General features: G+C 38.2%; 6 protein-coding genes. 5 read left to right on the top strand and 1 reads right to left on the bottom strand.

Going from position 1 to position 4,784, the window contains the following annotated elements:
- Positions 1-275 (bottom strand): UvrD-helicase domain-containing protein (locus Q0E71_RS06425; RefSeq protein ID WP_294797145.1); only part of this gene is annotated, 275 nt, incomplete at its 3' end.
- 133 nt (positions 276-408) lie between these two features.
- Here Q0E71_RS06425 and Q0E71_RS06420 point away from each other — a divergent pair.
- From Q0E71_RS06420 to rimP, 5 genes are all read left to right on the top strand, one after another.
- Complete coding sequence (locus tag Q0E71_RS06420; RefSeq protein WP_294797143.1) at positions 409-1,206, top strand: nitroreductase family protein; 798 nt, start codon at positions 409-411, stop codon at positions 1,204-1,206.
- A gap of 8 nt (positions 1,207-1,214) precedes the next feature.
- Positions 1,215-1,856 (top strand): fructose-6-phosphate aldolase, encoded by a 642-nt coding sequence (gene fsa, locus Q0E71_RS06415; RefSeq protein WP_294797142.1) that lies wholly within the window; start codon positions 1,215-1,217, stop codon positions 1,854-1,856.
- 9 nt (positions 1,857-1,865) lie between these two features.
- Positions 1,866-2,834: a class II fructose-bisphosphatase gene (gene glpX, locus Q0E71_RS06410; RefSeq protein WP_294797140.1), complete on the top strand. Its 969-nt coding sequence runs from the start codon at positions 1,866-1,868 to the stop codon at positions 2,832-2,834.
- Entirely contained in the window at positions 2,831-4,267 is a 1,437-nt protein-coding gene (rho, locus tag Q0E71_RS06405) for a transcription termination factor Rho (protein WP_294797138.1), read from the top strand. The genes glpX and rho overlap by 4 nt, the downstream gene beginning before the upstream one ends.
- A gap of 109 nt (positions 4,268-4,376) precedes the next feature.
- Positions 4,377-4,784 (top strand): ribosome maturation factor RimP (gene rimP, locus Q0E71_RS06400; RefSeq protein WP_294797137.1); only part of this gene is annotated, 408 nt, incomplete at its 3' end.

The raw sequence follows: 4,784 nt of genomic DNA, 5'->3' as shown, positions 1-4,784 counted from the left end.
ATTATCTTGTATGATAGGGCATGTATAGTTAAAACGCCGACCTCTTTCGCATAGTTTTCGTCAAGCGCCTCAAGTATCCTTTTTTGCATGTCAAGCTGCTGTGACTTGGCAAATGTTATAGCGAGTATCTTGTATGGGCTTACGCCTTTGTCTTCAATAAGATATTTTATACGATTAACTATAACAGTTGTTTTACCAGAGCCGGGCACAGCAAGTACAAGTGCAGGACCATTTTCATGCCTCGATGCTTCGAGCTGATTTGGATTTAGTTTCATTTCATCACCACAGATATTATATAACAAAATTAAAGAAAAATAAAGGTTTGCCAAGTAGTTCTACATGTGGTATAATATAGACGTAATTCAATTTATTTTACATATTATTCTAAGGGGGAGATATATTTTGTTAATGAATAACTTTCTAAAATCTAGAAAATCAGTTAGAGATTTTAAGCTTAAGGATCTAAGCGACGACACATTGATTAAAATTAAAGAAATTTGCAGCGAGGTATCTAAGGAAGATGGCCAAAAATCTGTAAGCTTCAATATTGTTAAAGACGGTAAGATGGTTTATGAAGCACTAGACGGCATAGCTGGCTACTCAGGCGTTATGATTAAATCACCTCACTACATCGTTATCAACAGAAGTGATGATTCACCAAAATCAATGATCTTACAAAGCTACTACACAGAAAGCTTAATCACAAAACTACATGCACTAGACATTGCAACTTGCTGGGTTGGTCTATTCAATGCGACTGAAGACACTAAGAGAAAAGTTTTTGATATGTACGCAAATAATCTTGACTTTATCTTGGCAATAGGCTATGAAAAACCATCGAACCCATTCGACCTTGATAAATATTCTGAAAGAAAACCAGTTGAAGAGATAGTTTTCGATGGCAGCTTTGCTAATAGCATGGACATAGAAATGCTTGAAAACCTTGGTTTAGACGACGTTTTCTACTACGCAAGATTTGCACCATCAACATCAAACCTTCAACCATGGAGATTTGTAATCAAAGGAAGCTACGTTTATTTATATATTGACGATAACGACGGAAAGCCATCATATGTTGACGCAGGTATCATGATGTACTACTTAAGAAGTATGTTACTTATGAGAAATGACAAGAACATGTGGGAACTAGCTGAAGACGAAGAAATCGTTGACGGCTACAGATTGATAGCAAAGATTAGGTTATAGGAGGCGCTATGAAATTATTTATTGATACAGCTAATGTTGACGAAATTAGAGAAATAGCTGAATGGGGCGTGGTTGACGGAGTTACTACAAACCCAAGCCTTATCGCTAAAGAAAAAAGAGATTTTAAGGAAGTTGTTACTGAAATCACTGGCATTGTAGATGGACCTATATCTGCAGAAGTTGTTTCACTTAAACATGATGAAATGATTGAAGAAGCAAAGGAACTTGCTAAGATACACAAAAACATCATCATCAAAGTGCCAATGACTGAAGAAGGACTTATAGCTGTTAAGGAATTACACGCTATGGACATAAAGACAAACGTAACACTTGTATTTACATCGACACAAGCACTTCTAGCTGCAAAAGCTGGAGCTAGCTATGTGAGCCCATTCTTAGGAAGACTTGATGATATATCAACAAACGGACTTAATTTAATCGAAGAAATTATGGACATATTCAACAACTATGATTATGATACTGAAGTTATCGCCGCATCTATTAGACATCCAATGCATGTAGTTGAATGCGCTAGACTAGGCTGTGATATAGCTACAGTGCCATATAAGGTGTTTAAACAAATGTTACATCACCCATTAACAGATAGTGGTATAGAAAGATTTTTAAAAGATTGGGAAAGCGTTAAATAGGAGAGAAGTATGGATAGAAATTTAGTAATGAATTTAGCCAGAGTTACAGAAGCGGCTGCACTAAAGTCTGCTCCTTGGCTTGGTAGAGGAGAAAAGAACGCCGCTGATGGCGCTGCAGTTGAAGCAATGAGAAGGATGTTTGATACTGTTGACATCGACGGAACTGTAGTTATAGGTGAGGGCGAGATAGACGAAGCACCTATGCTATATATAGGCGAAAAGATTGGTGATCGTAAGGACGGAGCGCTTAAGGTCGACATCGCAGTTGACCCACTTGATGGAACGAACTCTATCGCTAATGGTATGCCGAATGCGATATCAGTAGTTGCTGTTGCACCAGCTGGCTGCTTATTACACGCTCCTGACATGTATATGAATAAAATTGCTGTTGGACCTAAGGCAAAGGGCGTTGTTGATATAGAAAAGTCTGTTACAGAAAACTTAAAAGCGGTTGCTAAGGCCCTTAACAAAGAAGTTTCTGAAACAACAGTAGTTATGCTAAACAGACCAAGACATGACGCGATAGTTAAAGAGCTTAGAGAAAATGGCGCTAGAATTAAATTTATAAACGACGGCGACGTTATCGCTGCTATACAAACTTGCTTTGAAGACACTAACGTTGATATGCTTCTTGGTAGCGGTGGAGCACCTGAAGGCGTTTTAGCTGCTGCAGCACTTAAGTGCATGGGCGGTGAAATGCAAGGCAAACTTTTACCAAAGGATGAGAAAGAAAAAGAAAGATGCATCAAGATGGGCATAGATCCAGACAAGATACTTCACCTTGATGACCTTGTTAAAGGCGACGAAATCGCTTTCTCGGCAACAGGTGTATCACACGGCGAACTTCTTGATGGCGTTAAATTTATCAAGAAAAACGTTTGCGAAACAGAAACTCTAGTACTAAGAGCTGAGACAGGCACAATTAGATTTATCAAAGCAACTCATATACTAGACAAAAAGCCGGAGTATGCTAAATGATTGTAGATAATCACTTAGATGATTATAAACTAGTAGAGCTACAAAATTTTGCAAAGAACTACGGGCTAAAAAACTTTACTAAGTTAAAAAAGCTTGAGCTTATTGAATATATTCTTAAGAGCATCCGCGCGAATCACGATGAGGATGCTTTTAAGTCGTGTAAGAGCTTAGATGACTTTCTTCATATGGTCAATGGGGATAATAGTAACGCCAAAAACGATATGGCAAATAAAAGACATGAAGTAAATGAGGCAAATGGCGAAGAAAAAACTTCAAAGCCTTCTAGCTCTATAGATGGCCTTGAAACTGTTGAAGTAAGCGGCATCTTAGAGATACTTCCTGATGGCTTTGGCTTTTTAAGAAGAGAAAATTATTCCCAAAGCGATAATGATTACTATGTGTCGCCAACATATATAAAGAAATTTCTTTTAAGACAGGGCGATGAAATCACTGGCAAGGTCAGAAAGAGGGACGAAGGCAGCGAAGAAAACTCGAAAAACGCTATAGTCTATATCAACAAAGTCAATGGCGATAGCATAGATACCTGCTTTAAGAGAGCTGACTTTGATGACTTAGTTCCTGAGTATCCAGATGAGCTAATCAAGCTTGAGACAACAAAAGATGAGCTATCGACAAGGTTTATCGATTTAATCTCACCTATTGGCAAGGGACAAAGAGGACTTATCGTTGCGCCACCAAAGGCTGGTAAAACGACTCTTATAAAAAAGATAGCGAACGCCATTAACATAAATCATCCAGAGATAAAGCTTATAGTCTTATTAATTGATGAAAGACCGGAAGAAGTGACTGATCTTAAGAGGTCAATCAAGGGCGATGTGATTTATTCAACATTTGATGAGGATCTTGAAAACCATATAAAGGTTTCACAAATGACGCTTGAGAGAGCGAAGAGACTTGTTGAGCACAAGAAGGATGTAGTAATACTTCTTGATAGCATCACAAGACTTGCTAGGGCGTATAATATGATGATAACGCCAACGGGCAGGTCGCTATCGGGCGGCTTGGATCCAGGCGCGCTATTTGGGCCGAAGAAATTCTTTGGAGCGGCGAGAAACTTCAAGGACAAAGGCAGTCTAAGTATACTAGCAACTGCTCTTATCGATACTGGCTCGAGGATGGATCAAGTTATATACGAAGAGTTTAAAGGCACTGGCAACATGGAGCTATACCTTGATAGAGACTTATCGAACATGAGGCTCTTCCCAGCCATTGACATATTAAACTCGGGTACGAGGAAGGATGAACTGCTTTTAGACGAAAAGACTTTGAATATACAAAGAAAGTTTAGAACGATGATGACTAAGAATGGCAATGAATACGCCGTTGAATACCTTCGTAAGTTTATGATGAATACCTCATCTAATAAGGAGCTTATTGACAGTTTAGATAAAGCTCTCGTTAAGAACGATTAATTTGATAAAAGACTTGTAAATAGTCTTCTTATATGATATAATGTATAAGGTAATATTTTGCATTGAAGAGTGGCTCGCCACTCTTTATTTTATAAGAGGGGTGAGAGATATGAATTACAAAAGTTTAAAAGAAAAGCTTAGTCCTAAGCTAGCTAAGGCGCTTGAGGACTTAAAGGCGGAGCTCGTTGATATTGGGTTTACAAGACAGAAGGGCGAGATGACGGTAAGTGTATACATATACAAGAAGGAAGGCCTTGATATAGACCTACTTCAAAAGGCGACAGAGAGATTAAATCCAATATTCGATTCAGTAGAAGAACTAAAGGACAAGTACTACTTGGAAATATCATCTCCGGGCATAGATAGACCCATCAAGACGGATGATGATTTTAGAAGAAACATGGACATGAAACTCGATGCAAAACTAAAGAACAACGAAAAGTATATGGGCATACTTAAAAATTATGACGATGAGTCATTCACACTTGATTGTGATGGCGAAACTATTGATATAAAG

The organism is uncultured Fenollaria sp., from assembly GCF_934202865.1.
Taxonomy (GTDB): Bacteria; Bacillota; Clostridia; order Tissierellales; family Peptoniphilaceae; genus Fenollaria.
Note: the sequence above shows the minus strand (reverse complement) of the source record. Positions and strands in the feature narration are given on the sequence as shown.

Coding starts and splice junctions, on each gene's coding strand:
- glpX (WP_294797140.1), top strand. CDS start 1,866: ATGGATAGAAATTTAGTAATGAATTTAGCCAGAGTTACAGAAGCGGCT.
- fsa (WP_294797142.1), top strand. CDS start 1,215: ATGAAATTATTTATTGATACAGCTAATGTTGACGAAATTAGAGAAATA.
- Q0E71_RS06420 (WP_294797143.1), top strand. CDS start 409: ATGAATAACTTTCTAAAATCTAGAAAATCAGTTAGAGATTTTAAGCTT.
- rho (WP_294797138.1), top strand. CDS start 2,831: ATGATTGTAGATAATCACTTAGATGATTATAAACTAGTAGAGCTACAA.